The sequence below is a fragment of the Streptomyces sp. NPDC031418 genome, from assembly GCF_055581605.1.
The window spans coordinates 53325-70280 of record NZ_JBVIJC010000016.1; the positions used below are offsets into that span (position 1 = coordinate 53325).

A 16956-nucleotide genomic window follows, 5' to 3' on the forward strand; every position below is an offset into this window, starting at 1 on the left:
GCGACTTCAACGGAGACGACTGTCATGACCGAGAGCACCACCATCCGCTGGGAGCAGGACGACACCGGTGTCGTCACCCTCGTGCTGGACGACCCCGACCAGTCCGCGAACACCATGAACCAGGCGTTCCGCGCCTCCATCCAGGCCGTCGCCGCGCGCGCGGAGGCCGAGAAGGACTCCATCCGCGGCATCATCTACACCTCCGCCAAGAAGACCTTCTTCGCGGGCGGCGACCTCAAGGACATGATCAAGGCCGGTCCCGAGGACGCCCAGCAGGTCTTCGACACCGCGACCGAGATCAAGAGCGCGCTGCGCCGCATCGAGACCCTCGGCAAGCCCGTCGTCGCCGCCGTCAACGGCGCGGCCCTGGGCGGCGGTTACGAGATCGCGCTCGCCTCCCACCACCGGATCGCCCTGGACGCCCCCGGCTCCAAGATCGGCCTGCCCGAGGTCACGCTCGGCCTGCTCCCCGCGGGCGGCGGCGTCACCCGCACCGTCCGGCTGATGGGCATCACCGACGCGCTGCTGAAGGTGCTGCTCCAGGGCACCCAGTACAGCCCCCGGCGCGCCCTGGAGGCCGGCCTGGTGCACGAGGTGGCCGCCACCCCGGAGGAGATGCTCGCCAAGGCCCGCGCCTTCATCGACGCCCACCCCGAGTCGCACCAGCCGTGGGACGTCCCCGGCTACCGGATCCCGGGGGGTACGCCGGCCAACCCGAAGTTCGCCGCCAACCTGCCCGCCTTCCCGGCCAGCCTGCGCAAGCAGACGAACGGCGCCCCCTACCCGGCCCCGCGCAACATCCTCGCCGCCGCGGTGGAGGGCTCCCAGGTCGACTTCGAGACCGCGAGCACCATCGAGACCCGCTACTTCACCGAGCTGGTCACGGGGCAGACCGCCAAGAACATGATCCAGGCGTTCTTCTTCGACCTCCAGGCCGTCAACTCCGGCGCCAACCGCCCGAAGGGCGTCGAGCCCCGCCAGGTCCGCAAGGTCGCCGTCCTCGGCGCCGGGATGATGGGCGCCGGCATCGCCTACGCCTGCGCCCGCGCGGGCATCGACGTCGTCCTGAAGGACGTCACCGTCGAGGCGGCCCTCAAGGGCAAGGGGTACTCGGAGAAGCTGTGCGCCAAGGCCGTCGCCAAGGGCCGCACCAGCCAGGAGAAGGCCGACGCGCTGCTCGCCCGCATCACCCCCACCGCCGAGGTGACCGACCTCGCGGGCTGCGACGCGGTGATCGAGGCCGTCTTCGAGGACACCGCGCTCAAGCACAAGGTGTTCCAGCAGATCGAGTCCGTGGTCGCGCCCGACGCGCTGCTGTGCTCCAACACCTCCACCCTGCCCATCACCACGCTCGCCGAGGGCGTCGAGCGCCAGACCGACTTCATCGGCCTGCACTTCTTCTCGCCGGTCGACAAGATGCCGCTGGTGGAGATCATCAAGGGCGAGCGGACCGGCGACGAGGCCCTCGCCCGCGCCTTCGACCTGGTCCGGCAGATCAACAAGACGCCGATCGTCGTCAACGACTCGCGCGGCTTCTTCACCTCCCGCGTGATCGGCCACTTCATCAACGAGGGCGTCGCCATGGTCGGCGAGGGGCTGGAGCCCGCCTCCGTGGAGCAGGCCGCGGCCCAGGCCGGCTACCCGGCCAAGGTGCTCTCGCTCATGGACGAGCTGACCCTGACCCTCCCGCGCAAGATCCTCGGCGAGACCCGGCGGGCGGTGGAGGAGGTCGGCGGCACCTACACCGCGCACCCGGCGGAGGCGGTCATCGACCGCATGGTGGACGAGTTCGGCCGCACCGGCCGCAGCGGCGGCGCGGGCTTCTACGACTACACCGAGGACGGCAGGCGCGCCGGACTCTGGCCGGGCCTGCGCGAGCACTTCACCAAGCCGGGCCAGGAGATCCCGTTCCACGACATGCAGGAGCGGATGCTCTTCGCCGAGGCGCTCGACACCGTACGGCTCCTGGAGGAGGGCGTCCTCACCTCGGTCGCCGACGCCAACATCGGGTCGATCCTCGGCATCGGCTTCCCCGGCTGGACGGGCGGCGTGCTCCAGTACATCAACGGCTACGAAGGCGGTCTGCCGGGCTTCGTGGCCCGCGCGCGCGAGCTGGCCGAGCGCTACGGCGAGCGGTTCACCCCGCCCGCGCTGCTGGTGGAGAAGGCCGGGAAGGGCGAGCCGTTCAGCGACTCAGTCCGCCCCTGACCCGCCGAGCCACTCGCCCAGCTCCTCCCGCAGCGACCGCTGGAAGGTCGTGAGCAGCGCCTGCACCACCAGCGGCTGCATATGCGCGGACAGGGACTTCACATCCCGGGTGTCCCGCTCCGCCACCTCGCCGCGGAAGAGCTGGGCCAGTTCGTGGGCCGCGGCGCGCGAGTGCTCCATGAGCACCCCGCGCGCCGCGCGGATCGCGTCCTGCGACAGCGGCGCGTCGAGGAGCCGGACGCCGAGCCGGAGCAGCCCGCAGTCGACCCGGAGCATCCCCTCGTCCTCCTCCCGGACCACGCCCATCGCCGTCAGGCACTCGATGTCCTCGGGTGAGAGGGGGCGTCCGGCGCGCCGTTCGAGTTCGCCCCGCGACACGGTCTCGACCGTGTCCGGCGCCCAGGACGCGACCACCGCGCGATGGATGGCCAGGTCGTGCGGGCCGAGATCCGGCGGCAGCTGCTTGAGGTACCGCTCGATCGCCGCGAGGGTCATGCCCTGCTGCTGAAGCTCCTCGATCAGCGCGAGGCGCGCCACATGCCCGGGCCCGTAGTGCCCCACCCGGCGCGGACCGATCGCCGGCGGGGGCAGCAGCCCCTTGCTGCCGTAGAACCGGACGGTGCGGACGGTGACACCGGCGCGGGCGGCCAGCTCGTCGACGGTGAGGGTGGGCTCCCCGGTGCCGGGCTCCCCAGTGTCGGTCGTCATGTGCAGCAGTATCGCTGTCTCACCGGAACTGTGAAACCGGTCAAGATCCTGTGAGAAACGCCGCTCTGTGGCGTGGATCACCGCGTATCCGGACAACCCTCTGGGAAGCTGCTGCCTTGGTCTGTACCGATGCCCACCGGCGGGGTGCGGGCCGAGCAAGTACGGACACCCGGGCCCACGAGGTCCGGGCCCACCAGGAAGTGGTACCACCGTGAGCAAGGACGCCGTGCAGTCGGCCCAGGCCGCCGCCCCTCCCCAGGCGCCCCAGACGCCCGCGGACGCGGGCGACGCCGGTTACAGCAAGGACCTCAAGGCCCGGCACGTCAACATGATCGCCATCGGTGGCGCCATCGGCACCGGGCTCCTCCTGGGCGCGGGCGGCCGTCTGCACAACGCGGGTCCGGCGCTCGCCCTGGCCTACCTGGTCTGCGGTGTCTTCGCCTTCTTCGTGGTGCGCGCCCTCGGTGAGCTGGTCCTGTACCGCCCGTCCTCCGGGTCGTTCGTGAGCTACGCGCGCGAGTTCCTCGGTGAGAAGGGTGCCTATGTCGCCGGCTGGATGTACTTCCTGAACTGGTCGACCACCGGCATCGCCGACATCACCGCCATCGCGCTCTACACGCACTACTGGAGCTTCTTCACCTCGATCCCGCAGTGGGTGCTGGCGCTGATCGCGCTCGCGGTGGTCCTCGCGGTGAACCTCATCTCGGTGAAGATCTTCGGCGAGATGGAGTTCTGGTTCGCGATCATCAAGGTCGCCACCATCGTCGGCTTCATGCTGATCAGCATTTTCCTGCTGGCCACCCAGCACAAGGTCGACGGCCACACCCCCGGTCTGAGCGTCATCACCGACCACGGCGGTCTGTTCCCGCACGGCATGATGCCGGTCGTCCTGGTCATGCAGGGCGTGATCTTCGCGTACGCCGCGCTGGAGCTGGTCGGCGTGGCCGCCGGTGAGACCGCCGAGCCGGAGAAGGTCGTCCCGCGCGCGGTGAACTCGATCATGTGGCGGGTGGGCCTCTTCTACGTCGGCTCGGTCGTGCTGCTCGCGCTGCTGCTGCCCGGTTCGGTGTACTCCGCCGACGAGAGCCCGTTCGTGACCGTGCTCTCCAAGATCGGTGTCCCGGCGGCCGGCGATGTGATGAACCTGGTCGTGCTGACCGCCGCCATGTCCTCGCTCAACTCCGGTCTGTACTCCACCGGCCGCATCCTGCGCTCCATGGCCATGGCGGGCTCCGCGCCGAAGTTCACCGGCCGGATGAACCGCAGCCAGGTGCCCTACGGCGGCATCCTGCTGACCTGCGCCGTCTGCGTGCTCGGCGTCGGCCTGAACTACCTGGTGCCCAGCCAGGCCTTCGAGATCGTGCTGAACATCGCCTCCCTGGGCATCATCAGCACCTGGGTGATCATCATGGTCTGCCACATGATCTTCGTCCGCCGGGCCCGCGCCGGCCTGGCGACCCGGCCGCACTTCCAGCTGAAGTTCAGCCCGGTCACCGAGATCGCCACGATCGCCTTCCTGCTGGTCTGCCTCGGCATGATGTGGAACGACCCCGACGTCGGCCGCAAGACCATCCTGCTCATCCCGGTCATCGCCGTCATGCTGGTCGCCGGCTGGTTCGGCGTCCGCCGCCGGGTGTCCGAGAACACCGCCCAGGAGCCGTCCGAGCTGACGAAGTAGCAGCTCACCGCCACTGTCAGTGGCATCGCCTACGGTGGCGTCATGTCGGAAGCCCAGTACATCCGAGGTGACGCCACCGCTCCGTCCGCCAAGGGCACCAAGGTGATCGCCCATGTCTGCAACGACATCGGCGGTTGGGGCAAGGGCTTCGTCCTCGCCCTCTCCCGCCGCTGGCCGGAACCCGAGGCGGCCTACCGCGCCTGGCACCGCGACCGCGCCCGGAACGACTTCGCGCTGGGTGCGGTGCAACTCGTCCAGGTGGAGCGTTACCTGTGGGTGGCCAACATGGTCGGCCAGCGCGGGATCAGGGCCGGCAGCAAGGGCGTCCCGGTGCGCTACGAGGCCATCGACACCGCCCTCGGCCGGCTCGCGGACCGCGTGACGGAACTCGGCGCCTCCGTGCACATGCCCCGCATAGGCTGCGGCCTGGCGGGAGGCAAGTGGTCCCGCGTAGAGCCGCTCATCACCGAACGGCTCGTACGGCGGGGGATCGCCGTGACGGTCTACGACCACGAGGAGGGCCGCGGATGAGCGTGCGGAACGATGTGCTGGTGCTCGGTGGGGCGGGTGTGGACACCATCGTGCACGTCCCGGAACTGCCCCTGCCGTACGCCGACAGCTACATGATCGGCTCCGGGATCCGCACCCGCGCCGGGCAGACCGGCGACTTCGTCGCCCTGGGCCTGGCCGCGCTCGGCCTGCGCACCCACCACCTCGACCTGCTCGGCGACGACCCCGAGGGCGAGCTGGTCCGCGCCCTGCACGAGGCGCACGGCATCGGGCTGACCGCGCTCCCGCAGCCCGCCGGGACCAAACGCGCGGTCAACCTCGTGGGCCCGGACGGCCGCCGCCTCTCCCTGTACGACACGACCCGCGCCCGCCCCGGCGACCGCTTCCCCGAGGCCATCCTGCGCGAGCTGGCGGCGGCGAGCCGCCATGTGCACGTGACCCTCACCCAGCCCTGCGCCGACGCCCTGCCGGTGCTGCGCACGACGGGCGTACCGCTCTCCACCGATCTGCACGACTGGGACGGCGAGAACCCCTACCACGAGCCGTTCGCCCACACCGCCGACCTCGTCTTCCTCTCCGCCGCCGCCCTCACCGACCCCGAGCGGACCATGCGGCGCATCGCCGAGCGGGGCCGGGCCGAGGCGGTCGTGGCCACCGCCGGGGCGGACGGCGCCCATCTGCTGGCCGACGGCGAGCTGATCCGGATCCCGGCGGCGGTCCCGCCCGCGCCGGTGGTGGACTCCAACGGCGCGGGCGACGCCTTCGCCGCCGCCTACCTCTACGGCCGGCTGAGCGGCGAGCCGCACGAGCGGTGCGCCCGCTACGGCGCGATCGCGGGCGCGTACGCGTGCACCGTCCCGGCCGTCCGCGCGGACGCGATAGACCGGGACGGGCTCCTCGAAGCGGCGGCGGAGCCGGCCGGGTGAGACTCAGCGCACGTCGTTCGTGGCCTCGATCTTCTTCCACGACTTCGGCTGCGTGACCTTCGCACCCGTCGCACCCGTGGCGGCGAAGGAGCGCGCGGCCGGCGCCGCCGGCTTCGACGGCTGGAACAGCCAGGTGTCGAACAGCGCGTCCAGCGGCTTGCCCGACACCTGCTCCGCGTACTTCTCGAAGTCGGCCACCGAGGCGTTGCCGTACGCGTGCTCCGCGGGCCAGCCCTTCAGAATGGCGAAGAAGGCATCGTCGCCGACCGCGTTGCGCAGCGCCTGCACGGCCAGCGCGCCCCGGTCGTAGACGGCGATGTCGAACTGGTCGTCGGGACCGGGGTCACCGGGCTTCACGGTCCAGAACGGGTCGTCGGCCGGGTGCGAGGCGTACACGTAGTCGGCAAGTTCCTGCGTGGTGCCCTCGCCCTCGTGCTCCGACCACAGCCACTGCGCGTACCGCGCGAAGCCCTCGTTGATCCAGATGTCCTTCCAGCCCTTGAGCGACACGTCGTCGCCGTACCACTGGTGGGCCAGCTCGTGCACGACGACGGAGGTGTTGGCGCCGTTCGCGAACTGCTTCGGGCTGTAGTAGACCCGGGTCTGCGTCTCCAGGGCGTACCCGGTGGTGGTGTTCGGCACATAGCCGCCGGCGCTGCTGAACGGATACGGCCCGAAATAGCCGCTCAGCCAGTCCACGAGTTCCCCGGTGCGCTCCACACTGGCCCGCGCCGCGCCGTCGTTGTCGCCGAGGTCCTTGCTGTAGGCGTTGACGATCGGCACCCCGCCGTCGGAGGTGCCGGTGGTGATGTCGAACTTGCCGACGGCGAGCGTGGCCAGATAGGTCGCCTGCGGCTTGTTCTCCCGCCAGTTGTAGCGGGTCCAGCCCAGCTTCGAACTCGACGACTGGAGCGTGCCGTTGGAGATGGCCTGGGTGCCGTCCGGCACCGCCACCGACACGTCGTAGGTGGCCTTGTCCAGCGGGTGGTCGTTGCTCGGGAACCACCACCAGGCGGCCTCGGGCTCGTCGGCGGCGACCGCGCCGTCCGGGGTGCGGTGCCAGGTGGTGAAGCCGTACGCGCTCTTCGTCGACGGCACCCCGCTGTAGCGCACCACGACCGTGATCGGCGTGTCCTTCTTCAGCGGGGTCTTCGGCGTGATCACCAGCTCGTGCTCGCCGGAGTGCGCGAAGGCCGCCGCGCTGCCGTTGACCCGTACCTCGCTGACGTCCAGCAGGAAGTCCAGGTCGAAGCTGGACAGGTCCTGCGTGGTCCGGGCCAGGATCGTCGCCGTGCCGTCCAACTCGTCCGTCGCCGGCTGGTACCGCAGCCGCAGGTCGTAGTGGGAGACGTCATAGCCGCCGTTGCCGTAGGACGGGTAGTAGGGGTCGCCGATGCCCGGCGCGCCGGGGGAGTAGCTCGCGGCCGATGCCGGGATCGCCAGCAGGAGGGAGGCCGCCGCCAGTGCGCCCGGCGCGATGATTCTGCGGTGCACGTCAGCTCCAAGTCGTCTGGACTGCAAGTCCGTTCGGAGAAGGTGTTCGGAGCCTATTCAGTCTCTGTGGTTCCTGACCTGTCCATGGCCCCTGCTGTCACACGATCGCCATTCAGCCGTCACGCGGCCACACGTGTCGCCCGTTTTCGCTCTCGTGCACCGCAGTTGCCGGGAGTACCGTCCGCCCATGCCGAGACACTCATCGGAAGACCCGCGCCGCACACCCTGGCGGGCGCCGGCCGTGGCGGTCGTCGCCCTCCTGACGGCCGCCCTCCTCACCCCGGCCGTCGCCCATGCCGCGCCCCGCGAGAACCACGGGAACCGCGAGAGCCGGCCCGTCTACTCCTATGCCCACGCCGTCCGTGAGTCCGTCTGGGTGGACACGGGCTTCGACGCGGACGGGGACGGCCGGACCGACCGGGTCGCCGCCGACATCGTCCGGCCCGCCGAACCCGCCCGGCAGGGCCGCAAGGTCCCGGTCGTCATGGACGCCAGCCCCTACTACGCGTGCTGCGGGCGTGGCAACGAGAACCAGGTCAAGACGTACGACACCCATGGCCGGGTGGTCCGTATGCCGCTCTTCCTCGACAACTACTTCGTGCCCCGCGGCTACGCCTTCGTCGGCGTCGACCTCGCCGGCACCGGCCGCTCCGACGGCTGTGTGGACGTCGGCGGCCGCTTCGACATCCAGTCCGCGAAGGCCGTCATCGACTGGCTGGGCGGCCGCGCCCGCGGCTACAGCAGCCGCACCGGCGGCAGGCCGGTCAAGGCGACCTGGACCGACGGCACGACCGGCATGATCGGCAAGAGCTGGGACGGCACCGTCGCCAACGGCGTCGCCGCCACCGGCGTCCGGGGACTGAAGACCATCGTGCCCATCAGCGCCATCTCCTCCTGGTACGACTACTACTTCGCCCAGGGCACCCCGCTCCACGACAGCGGCCCCGACCGGCTGGCAGGCGCCGTGGAGAGCGAGGGCGCGCGAGCCCACTGCGCCGCCGTCCAGCGAAGGCTCGCCGACGGCAGCCCGCGCAGCGGCGACTGGACCCCGCTGTGGACCGAGCGGGACTACGTCAAGGACGCGGCCAAGGTGCGCGCCAGCGTGTTCCTCGTGCACGGCATGCAGGACCTCAACGTCCGCACCCGGCACCTCGGCCAGTGGTGGGACGCCCTGGCACGGCACGGGGTGCGGCGCAAGATCTGGCTGTCCCAGAGCGGCCATGTCGACCCCTTCGACTACCGGCGCGGCGCCTGGGTCGACACCCTGCACCGCTGGTTCGACCATGAACTGCTCGGCTACGACAACGGGATCGACCGCGAGCCGATGGCCGACATCGAGCGCCACCCCGACCAGTGGGTCACCTCCGCGACCTGGCCCCCGCGCACCACCCGCACCGTCACCCTGCACCCGGCCCCGGGTGCCCGGCCCGGCGTCGGCACCCTCGGGGCGCGCTCCGCCACCGGCACCGAGGCCTTCACCGACGACCCGACGCTCGGCGAGACCGACTGGGCCGCGCACCTGACCACGCCCACCCCCGAGAAGGCCGGCTTCCTGACCGCACCGCTCAGCCACGACCTGCGCCTGTCCGGCTCCTCCCGGGTGACGGTCACCGCGACCCCGAGCACCGCGTCGGCCCATCTGTCCGCCGTACTCGTCGACCTCGGGCCCGACACCCTTCGCGACTACGCCGACGACGGCGAGGGCATCAGCACGCTGACCCGGCGCACCTGCTGGGGCGAGAGTACGGCCGGTGACAGCGCCTGCTTCAAGGAGACCCGGGCGAAGACGACCGAGGCCGGCTTCACGGTGTTCAGCCGCGGCTGGGCCGACCTCGGCCATCACGCCTCGCTCGACAGAGGCGTGCCGCTCACCCCGGGCACGGCCTACACCATGACCCTGAACCTCGCGGCCACCGACCATGTCGTACCCGCGGGGCACCGGCTGGCCCTGATCATCGCGGGCACCGACCGGGACCTCATCGAACCCCCGTCCACCAGGCCGACGCTCACCCTGGACCTCTCCCGCACGACAGCCGACCTCCCGCTCGCCTAGCCGGTGCGGCCGCCGAGGGGCGCACAACCCGCGCCCCTCAGACGGCCGTGAGCGCCAGCCCGGCCGCCTCCCGCGCGCATCCCCACGCCACCGTGACCCCGGCGCCGCCATGGCCGTAGTTGTGCACCAGCACCGGGCCGCCGCCCGGCAGCGCCTCCCGCTCCAGCCGTACCGCATCGCGCACCGGCCGCAGGCCCACCCGATGCTCCAGCACCCGGGCTCCCGCGATCTCCGCCCGTACCGCCGCACAGCGGGCGACGATCGCCGCGGCCACGGCCGGGTCCGGCTCCGGCGACCAGTCGTCCTCCTCCGCCGTACCGCCGAGCAGCAGTCTGCCGGGCTGCGGGATGAAGTAGGTGGAGTCGGTGGGGGAGCGGTCGACGGAGACGTACCAGTTCGTGATCCCCGGGTTCGCCACCACGACCAGCTGCCCGCGCACCGGCCGTACCGCCGGGTCCGGCACCAGGGACCGGGCCCCGAGTCCCGTGCAGTTGACCACGACGGCCGCCGGCACCGCGGCCAGGTCGGTCACCTCGCGCGACTCCACCGCGCCACCGGCCCGTACGAGCCGCTCCCGCAGCCAGCCCAGATACACCGGCATGTCGATCACCGGCAGCCGCGCCGCCAGCCCGTCCGGCACCGCCCGCAGCCCCGGCACCCGGCCGGCCCAGTCGCCCAGCTCGTCCAGCCGGACCCCCTCGTGTACGCCCTCGACCAGACGTACGCCCGTCTCCCGCGGCCGGTGGGCCAACTCCTCGTACACCGCGAGGGATTCCAGCGCCCACGCCCCGGCCAGCGGCTCCGGTTCGATGCGGTACGGCCACCACAGGCCGCCGGCGACCGCCGAGACCGTCCGCTCGGCCGGCTCCCGCGCCCACACCCGCACCCGCCGCCCCGACTCGGCCAGCACCACGGCCGTCGTGAGGCCGGCGACCCCGCCCCCGACCACGATCACTTCGTCACCCGGCTCGCTGTCCACGCCAGGACGATAGGCCCTGCCCGGACTAAGGGACAGCGCCCGGCGAATATGTCATGCGGCGCTCACATCCGCCCCGGTGTGGGGATACTCACAGCATGTCTGCCGTATACACGACCTTCGGCGTGGCTCCGGCGATGCGCGCCGGGGGTGTCCTCGCCGACGGCGGTGTCCGGACCCACCGCGACTTCCTGGACTTCGTCGTGGACGGCCGCCCCCTGCTGCCGCTCCTGTCCGACCTGGACGCCGTCTCCCCGCTCGCCTCCGACGTGCCGCCCGCGATCTTCACCGCGCACGTCCGGGCGCTGCTGCTGGAGGCCGGACCCCCGCTGCCGGACGGCCGGTTCGTCCTCTACGGCTGCCCCGAGTGCGAGGACCTGGCCTGCGGAGCGGTCACGGCCGTCATCGAGCGCGACGGCGAGGACTACGTGTGGCGGGACCTCGCCTGGCAGACGGGACCGCGGGCGGACCTGGAGCGCGACGGCTATCACGGCATAGGACCGTTCCGCTTCCACGGCCCCGAGTACCGCGCCGCCCTCACCGCCCTGGTCGACGGCCCCGCCGCACCCCGCCGCCGGGTCCTGCTGATCGGCGCCCGGGCCGGTGGGCTCGCCCGGACGGCCGCCGCGCTGCGCGCCATCGGCGTCGGTGCGGACATCACCCCGGACGCCCGGGACGTGCCCGCCGAGGAACTGCGCGGATACGGCGCCGTCGCCTTCGCCGACACGGTCACCGCGGCCGAACGCGCCGAGATGCGGCGGGCGTTGGAGCGCGCCGGCATCGAGGCCGGGTGCGTCGAGGCGCCCGCCCCGATCGTGCCGGTCTTCGTCGCCCAGATCGAGCAGGCCCTGGACCGCGGCCCGCTCCCGGGGCGCCGGCTGACGGCGCTGGCCGCCGCCGACGGCACGGCGGTCGTGGAGGTGACCTCGGCGTGCCGGGTGCGGATCACCGCGTACCGCCAAGGCCGGCTCCGCCGCAACCGCGCCCACGAGGTCTTCGACGGCACCCTGACACCCGGCCGGCACCGCGTCCCCCTGGACCCGGGGGCCGTCAAGGGGGACGCCTACCTGGTCGCCCGGACCGCACAGGCCGTGCTCGTGGCACCGGTGCACCACGGCACAACAGGCTGAGGCACACCCGACCAGCCAGCCCCTTAAACTCGGCGTCTGATGACTGCCACTCTCGTCGCCAAGAACCTCGCCGCCGGGCACGGCGACCGCTCCCTCTTCTCCGGGCTCGACCTCGTCGTCGCGCCCGGCGACGTGATCGGGCTGGTCGGTGCCAACGGCGCGGGCAAGTCCACCCTGCTGCGGATGCTCGCCGGGCTGCTCGCGCCCGAGCACGGCGAGCTGCGGCTGTCCCCGCCGGCCGCGACCGTCGGCCATCTGCCGCAGGAGCCGGAGCGCAGGCCGGGGGAGACCGTCCGGGAGTTCCTCGGCCGCCGCACCGGCGTGACCGCCGCACAGCGCGTGATGGACGAGGCCACGCAGGCGCTGGTGGACGGCGCCCCCGGTGCCGACGACGCCTACGCCACCGCCCTGGAGCGCTGGCTCGGCCTCGGCGGCGCGGACCTGGAGGAGCGTGCGGAGGAAGCGGCCGACTCGCTCGGCCTCGCCGTCGGCCTGGACCAGCCGATGACCTCCCTCTCCGGCGGCCAGGCCGCCCGCGCCGGCCTCGCCTCCCTCCTGCTGTCCCGCTACGACGTCTTCCTCCTGGACGAGCCCACCAACGACCTCGACCTCGACGGCCTGGAGCGCCTCGAACGCTTCGTCACCGGTCTGCGCGCGGGCACGGTCGTCGTCAGCCACGACCGCGAGTTCCTCACCCGCACGGTCACCAAGGTCCTGGAACTCGACCTGGCCCAGCAGCAGATCAACCTCTACGGCGGCGGCTACGCGGCCTACCTGGAAGAGCGCGAGGTGGCCCGCCGGCACGCCCGCGAGGACTACGAGGAGTACGCCGACAAGCGGGGCGCCCTCCAGGACCGCGCCCAGATGCAGCGCACCTGGATGGACAAGGGCGTGAAGAACGCCCGGCGCAAGGCCGGCAACGACAACGACAAGATCGGCCGCAAGTTCCGCAGCGAGGCCAGTGAGAAGCAGGCCGCCAAGGCCCGCCAGACGCAGCGCATGATCGAACGCCTGGAGGTGGTTGAGGAGCCGCGCAAGGAGTGGGAGCTGCGCATGGAGATCGCGTCCGCCCCGCGCTCCGGAGCGGTGGTCGCCACCCTGCGGGACGCCGAGGTACGGCGCGGGGACTTCACCTTCGGACCGGTGTCCCTCCAGATCGACTGGGCGGACCGGGTCGCGGTCACCGGCGCCAACGGCGCGGGCAAGTCGACCCTGCTGGGCGCGCTGCTGGGCCGTGTCCCGCTCGACTCCGGGCACGCCGCGCTCGGCTCCGGCGTCCTGGTCGGCGAGGTCGACCAGGCCCGGGGGCTGTTCCACGGCCCGGAGACCCTGCTGGACGCCTTCTGCGCGGCCGTGCCCGACACCGAGCCGGTCGAGGTCCGCACGCTGCTCGCCAAGTTCGGCCTGAAGTCGGAGCACGTCCTGCGCCAGGCCGCGACCCTCTCCCCGGGCGAACGCACCCGTGCCGCCCTCGCCCTGCTCCAGGGCCGGGGCGTCAACCTCCTCGTCCTCGACGAGCCGACGAACCACCTCGACCTGCCCGCCATCGAACAGCTGGAGCAGGCCCTGGACGCCTACACCGGCACCCTCCTCCTGGTCACCCACGACCGCCGCATGCTGGACGCGGTCAGCGTGACCCGCCACCTGGAGGTCGCGGACGGAAAGGTGACGGAGCGCTAGCAAGCGGAAGCCGGGTGCCGGGTCAAGGCGGTCCCCGGTTAAGGCGGGTCCCGGGTTTCGGCCCGGGACCCGGACAGTGCCCCGCCGGGCTACCGCTTCTTCGGGTCCAGCAGGCCCGCCCGCCGCAGCGCGTCGGCCATCGCGCTGTTGCCCGGCGGCGGGGCCTGACGTCCGCCCCGGTCGCCGCCCTTGTCGCCACCGCGGCCCTGGCGCTGGCCCTGCCGCTGCTGGGGCGGCCGGGCGCCGCCGCCGCGCTGCTGCCGGCCGCCGCCCTGGCCCTGCGGCGACGCCTCGTCGTCCAGGCGCAGGGTGAGCGCGATCCGCTTGCGCGGGATGTCCACGTCGAGGACCTTCACCTTGACGATGTCACCCGGCTTCGCCACATCGCGAGGGTCCTTGACGAACGTCTTCGACATCGCCGACACATGCACCAGGCCGTCCTGGTGGACGCCGATGTCCACGAACGCGCCGAAGGCGGCCACGTTCGTCACCACGCCCTCCAGGACCATCCCGGCGGCCAGGTCGGAGATCTTCTCCACGCCCTCCTTGAAGGTGGCCGTCCGGAACGCCGGACGCGGGTCACGCCCGGGCTTCTCCAGCTCCTTCAGGATGTCCGTCACCGTCGGCAGACCGAAGGTGTCGTCCACGAAGTCGGCGGGCCGCAGCGAGCGCAGCACGCCCGTGTTGCCGACGAGGGAGGCCACCTCCTGGCCCGTGGTCTTCACCATGCGGCGCACCACCGGATACGCCTCGGGGTGCACGCTGGACGCGTCCAGCGGGTCGTCGCCGCCCCGGATCCGCAGGAAGCCCGCGCACTGCTCGAACGCCTTCGGACCGAGCCGCGCCACCTTCTTCAGCTCCGAGCGGGAGCGGAACGGCCCGTTGGCGTCCCGGTGCGCGACGATGTTCTCGGCGAGCCCGGAGGAGATGCCCGACACCCGCGCGAGCAGCGGCACGGACGCGGTGTTCACGTCCACGCCGACGCCGTTCACACAGTCCTCGACGACCGCGTCCAGCGAGCGGGACAGCTTCACCTCGGACAGGTCGTGCTGGTACTGGCCGACTCCGATCGACTTGGGGTCGATCTTCACCAGCTCGGCCAGCGGGTCCTGGAGCCGACGGGCGATGGAGACCGCGCCGCGCAGCGACACGTCCAGGTCCGGCAGCTCCTGCGAGGCGTAACTCGAGGCCGAGTACACCGAGGCGCCGGCCTCGGACACCATCACCTTGGTGAGCTTCAGCTCCGGGTGCCTGGCGATCAGCTCGGTGGCGAGCTTGTCGGTCTCACGGGACGCGGTGCCGTTGCCGATCGCGACCAGCTCGACCGCGTGCTCCTTCGACAGCCGCGCCAGCTTGGCGATCGCCTCGTCCCACTTGTTGGCGGGGACGTGCGGGTAGATCACGTCGGTGGCCACCACCTTGCCGGTGGCGTCGACCACGGCGACCTTCACACCGGTGCGGAAGCCGGGGTCCAGGCCCAGGGTCGCCCGGGTGCCGGCCGGCGCGGCGAGCAGCAGGTCGCGCAGGTTCGCGGCGAACACGTTCACCGCCTCGTCCTCCGCCGCCGTACGCAGCCGGAGCCGCAGGTCGATGCCGAGGTGGACCAGGATCCGGGTGCGCCAGGCCCAGCGGACGGTGTCCGTGAGCCACTTGTCGGCGGGCCGGCCGCGGTGGGCGATGCCGAACCGCGCGGCGATGATGCCCTCGTAGGAGGACGGGCCGTCGGTGGCCTCCTCCGGCTCCAGGACGAGGTCCAGGACCTCCTCCTTCTCACCGCGCAGCATCGCCAGGATCCGGTGCGAGGGCAGCTCGGTGAACGGCTCCGCGAAGTCGAAGTAGTCGGCGAACTTGGCGCCCGCCTCCTCCTTGCCCTCGCGCACCTTCGCGGCCAGCCGGCCGCGCACCCACATGCGCTCGCGCAACTCGCCGATCAGGTCGGCGTCCTCCGAGAACCGCTCGGTGAGGATCGCCCGCGCGCCGTCCAGCGCGGCCTGCGGATCGGCGACGCCCTTGCCGGCGTCCACGAACGCGGCGGCGGCCGCCAGGGGGTCCACCGTCGGGTCGCCGAGCAGGCCCTCGGCCAGCGGCTCCAGGCCCGCCTCGCGCGCGATCTGCGCCTTGGTGCGCCGCTTGGGCTTGTAGGGGAGGTAGATGTCCTCCAGCCGCGCCTTGGTCTCGGCGCCCCGGATCCGGGCCTCGAGCTCCTCGGTCAGCTTGCCCTGCTCGCGCACCGACTCCAGGATCGCGGTCCGCCGCTCCTCCAGCTCCCGCAGATAGCGCAGCCGCTCCTCGATCGTGCGCAGCTGCGCGTCGTCGAGCATCTCGGTCGCTTCCTTGCGGTAGCGGGCGATGAAGGGCACCGTCGAACCGCCGTCGAGCAGCTCCACCGCGGCCTTCACCTGCCGCTCCCGTACGCCGAGTTCCTCGGCGATCCTGCCTTCGATGGATCCCGCTCCGATGGATCCGGGTGTCGTCACGATCCGGTACCGCCTTCTCCGCTGAGGTTGCGCGGCAATTGTGGCAGGTGGCGCCGACCACCGGGGATCAGGGCGGTACGCGGCATGGCGGAAAAGGTGGGAAATCCGTCGTTGCCGTCATCGCGCGGCCCGCCAACAATCGTGGACATGACGCCACGCACCCTTCTCGTCGTCCTCTTCGACGGCGTCCAGAGTCTCGACGTCACCGGTCCCGTGGAGGTCTTCACCGGTGCCGAGCGGCACACCCCCGGCTCGTACCGCCTCCGTACCGCCTCCCTGGACGGCGGCCCGGTGCGCACCTCCAGCGGGCTGACCGTCGTACCGGACGGGTCCCTGGCCGGGGAAGCCGGTCCGCACACGCTGGTGGTGCCCGGCGGGGAGGGCACCGAGGGACCCGATCCGCGGCTGGTGGAGTGGCTGCGGGCGCACGGCCCGCGGGCCCGGCGCCTGGTCTCCGTCTGCACCGGTGCCTTCCTGCTCGCCCGGGCCGGGCTGCTGGACGGCCGGCGGGTGACCACGCACTGGGCGTACTGCGCGAAGCTCGCCCGGGACCACCCGGCCGTCGAGGTCGACCCGGACCCGGTCTACGTCCGGGACGGGCCCGTGGCCACCTCGGCCGGGGTCACCGCGGGCATCGACCTCGCGCTCGCGCTGGTCGAGGAGGACCTCGGCCGGCAGGCCGCGCTGACCGTCGCCCGGCACCTGGTGGTGTTCCTGCGCCGGCCGGGCAACCAGGCCCAGTTCAGCGCCCAGCTCGCCGCCCAGACCGCCCGGCGCGAGCCGCTGCGGGACGTCCAGCAGTGGATCACCGAGCACCCGGACGCCGATCTGGGCGTCGAGGCGCTCGCCGCCCGCGCCGCCCTCTCCGCGCGCCAGTTCACCCGCGCCTTCCAGGCCGAGACCGGCACGACGCCCGGCCGGTACGTCGACCGGGTCCGCCTCGAACACGCCCGGCGGCTGCTGGAGGACACCTCCGACGGCGTCGAGCGGATCGCCCGCGCCAGCGGCTACGGCACCCCCGAGGCCATGCGCCGCGCCTTTCTGCGCACCCTCGGCACCTCCCCGGCCGAGTACCGGCGCCGGTTCCGCCCGGCGACCGCCCTCTGACCCCTCACC

The 16956-nt window shown here is 72.3% G+C and carries 12 protein-coding genes and 1 pseudogene; 8 read left to right on the top strand and 5 right to left on the bottom strand.

Annotated elements, in window-relative coordinates; all coding sequences use genetic code 11:
* Positions 1 to 24: 24 nt before the first annotated feature.
* On the top strand, positions 25 to 2208 hold the full coding sequence (locus ACZ5CZ_RS23895; RefSeq protein ID WP_468945778.1) for a 3-hydroxyacyl-CoA dehydrogenase NAD-binding domain-containing protein: 2184 nt from the start codon (positions 25 to 27) through the stop codon (positions 2206 to 2208).
* On the opposite strand, the gene ACZ5CZ_RS23900 is transcribed toward ACZ5CZ_RS23895, so the two are convergent.
* Positions 2194 to 2916: a MerR family transcriptional regulator gene (locus ACZ5CZ_RS23900; RefSeq protein WP_468945780.1), complete on the bottom strand. Its 723-nt coding sequence runs from the start codon at positions 2914 to 2916 to the stop codon at positions 2194 to 2196. The genes ACZ5CZ_RS23895 and ACZ5CZ_RS23900 overlap by 15 nt on opposite strands.
* Before the next feature lie 211 nt (positions 2917 to 3127).
* On the opposite strand from ACZ5CZ_RS23900, the gene ACZ5CZ_RS23905 reads away from it, so the two are divergent.
* Genes ACZ5CZ_RS23905 through ACZ5CZ_RS23915 form a run of 3 tightly spaced genes read left to right on the top strand, consistent with a single transcriptional unit; the run spans position 3128 to position 6030 of the window.
* Entirely contained in the window at positions 3128 to 4594 is a 1467-nt protein-coding gene (locus ACZ5CZ_RS23905; RefSeq protein ID WP_467549740.1) for an amino acid permease, read from the top strand.
* A 42-nt stretch (positions 4595 to 4636) separates the two neighbouring features.
* Positions 4637 to 5125, top strand: a complete 489-nt coding sequence (locus ACZ5CZ_RS23910) for a macro domain-containing protein (RefSeq protein WP_468945782.1) — start codon at positions 4637 to 4639, stop codon at positions 5123 to 5125.
* On the top strand, positions 5122 to 6030 hold the full coding sequence (locus tag ACZ5CZ_RS23915) for an adenosine kinase (RefSeq protein ID WP_468945784.1): 909 nt from the start codon (positions 5122 to 5124) through the stop codon (positions 6028 to 6030). Before ACZ5CZ_RS23910 ends, ACZ5CZ_RS23915 begins: the two co-directional genes overlap by 4 nt.
* Positions 6031 to 6033: 3 nt before the next feature.
* Here the strand turns inward: ACZ5CZ_RS23915 and ACZ5CZ_RS23920 are convergent, their stop codons facing one another.
* Entirely contained in the window at positions 6034 to 7524 is a 1491-nt protein-coding gene (locus ACZ5CZ_RS23920; protein ID WP_385845858.1) for a M1 family metallopeptidase, read from the bottom strand.
* Between the two features lie 187 nt (positions 7525 to 7711).
* Between ACZ5CZ_RS23920 and ACZ5CZ_RS23925 the strand changes: the two are divergent.
* Positions 7712 to 9696 (top strand): annotated as a pseudogene (locus ACZ5CZ_RS23925) (Xaa-Pro dipeptidyl-peptidase).
* Here the strand turns inward: ACZ5CZ_RS23925 and ACZ5CZ_RS23930 are convergent.
* The gene (locus tag ACZ5CZ_RS23930) at positions 9615 to 10532 is read right to left on the bottom strand and encodes an FAD-dependent oxidoreductase (protein WP_468946007.1); all 918 of its coding nucleotides are present in this window, start codon (positions 10530 to 10532) and stop codon (positions 9615 to 9617) included. The pseudogene ACZ5CZ_RS23925 and the gene ACZ5CZ_RS23930 overlap by 82 nt on opposite strands.
* Before the next feature lie 119 nt (positions 10533 to 10651).
* On the opposite strand from ACZ5CZ_RS23930, the gene ACZ5CZ_RS23935 reads away from it, so the two are divergent.
* Positions 10652 to 11683: an oxidoreductase gene (locus ACZ5CZ_RS23935; RefSeq protein WP_468945786.1), complete on the top strand. Its 1032-nt coding sequence runs from the start codon at positions 10652 to 10654 to the stop codon at positions 11681 to 11683.
* 39 nt (positions 11684 to 11722) lie between these two features.
* Positions 11723 to 13363, top strand: coding sequence for an ABC-F family ATP-binding cassette domain-containing protein (locus tag ACZ5CZ_RS23940; protein WP_468945789.1), 1641 nt, complete (start codon positions 11723 to 11725; stop codon positions 13361 to 13363).
* An 89-nt stretch (positions 13364 to 13452) separates the two neighbouring features.
* Here ACZ5CZ_RS23940 and ACZ5CZ_RS23945 read toward each other — a convergent pair whose 3' ends face one another.
* Positions 13453 to 15840, bottom strand: coding sequence for a Tex family protein (locus tag ACZ5CZ_RS23945; protein ID WP_385845854.1), 2388 nt, complete (start codon positions 15838 to 15840; stop codon positions 13453 to 13455).
* Positions 15837 to 15989 (bottom strand): hypothetical protein, encoded by a 153-nt coding sequence (locus ACZ5CZ_RS23950; protein WP_468945792.1) that lies wholly within the window; start codon positions 15987 to 15989, stop codon positions 15837 to 15839. Before ACZ5CZ_RS23950 ends, ACZ5CZ_RS23945 begins: the two co-directional genes overlap by 4 nt.
* On the opposite strand from ACZ5CZ_RS23950, the gene ACZ5CZ_RS23955 reads away from it, so the two are divergent.
* Positions 15988 to 16947: a GlxA family transcriptional regulator gene (locus ACZ5CZ_RS23955; protein WP_385845852.1), complete on the top strand. Its 960-nt coding sequence runs from the start codon at positions 15988 to 15990 to the stop codon at positions 16945 to 16947. The genes ACZ5CZ_RS23950 and ACZ5CZ_RS23955 overlap by 2 nt on opposite strands.
* Positions 16948 to 16956: the final 9 nt, after the last annotated feature.

Coding starts and splice junctions, on each gene's coding strand:
- ACZ5CZ_RS23895 (WP_468945778.1), top strand. CDS start 25: ATGACCGAGAGCACCACCATCCGCTGGGAGCAGGACGACACCGGTGTC.
- ACZ5CZ_RS23900 (WP_468945780.1), bottom strand. CDS start 2,916: ATGACGACCGACACTGGGGAGCCCGGCACCGGGGAGCCCACCCTCACC.
- ACZ5CZ_RS23910 (WP_468945782.1), top strand. CDS start 4,637: ATGTCGGAAGCCCAGTACATCCGAGGTGACGCCACCGCTCCGTCCGCC.
- ACZ5CZ_RS23915 (WP_468945784.1), top strand. CDS start 5,122: ATGAGCGTGCGGAACGATGTGCTGGTGCTCGGTGGGGCGGGTGTGGAC.
- ACZ5CZ_RS23935 (WP_468945786.1), top strand. CDS start 10,652: ATGTCTGCCGTATACACGACCTTCGGCGTGGCTCCGGCGATGCGCGCC.
- ACZ5CZ_RS23940 (WP_468945789.1), top strand. CDS start 11,723: ATGACTGCCACTCTCGTCGCCAAGAACCTCGCCGCCGGGCACGGCGAC.
- ACZ5CZ_RS23955 (WP_385845852.1), top strand. CDS start 15,988: ATGACGCCACGCACCCTTCTCGTCGTCCTCTTCGACGGCGTCCAGAGT.
- ACZ5CZ_RS23950 (WP_468945792.1), bottom strand. CDS start 15,989: ATGTCCACGATTGTTGGCGGGCCGCGCGATGACGGCAACGACGGATTT.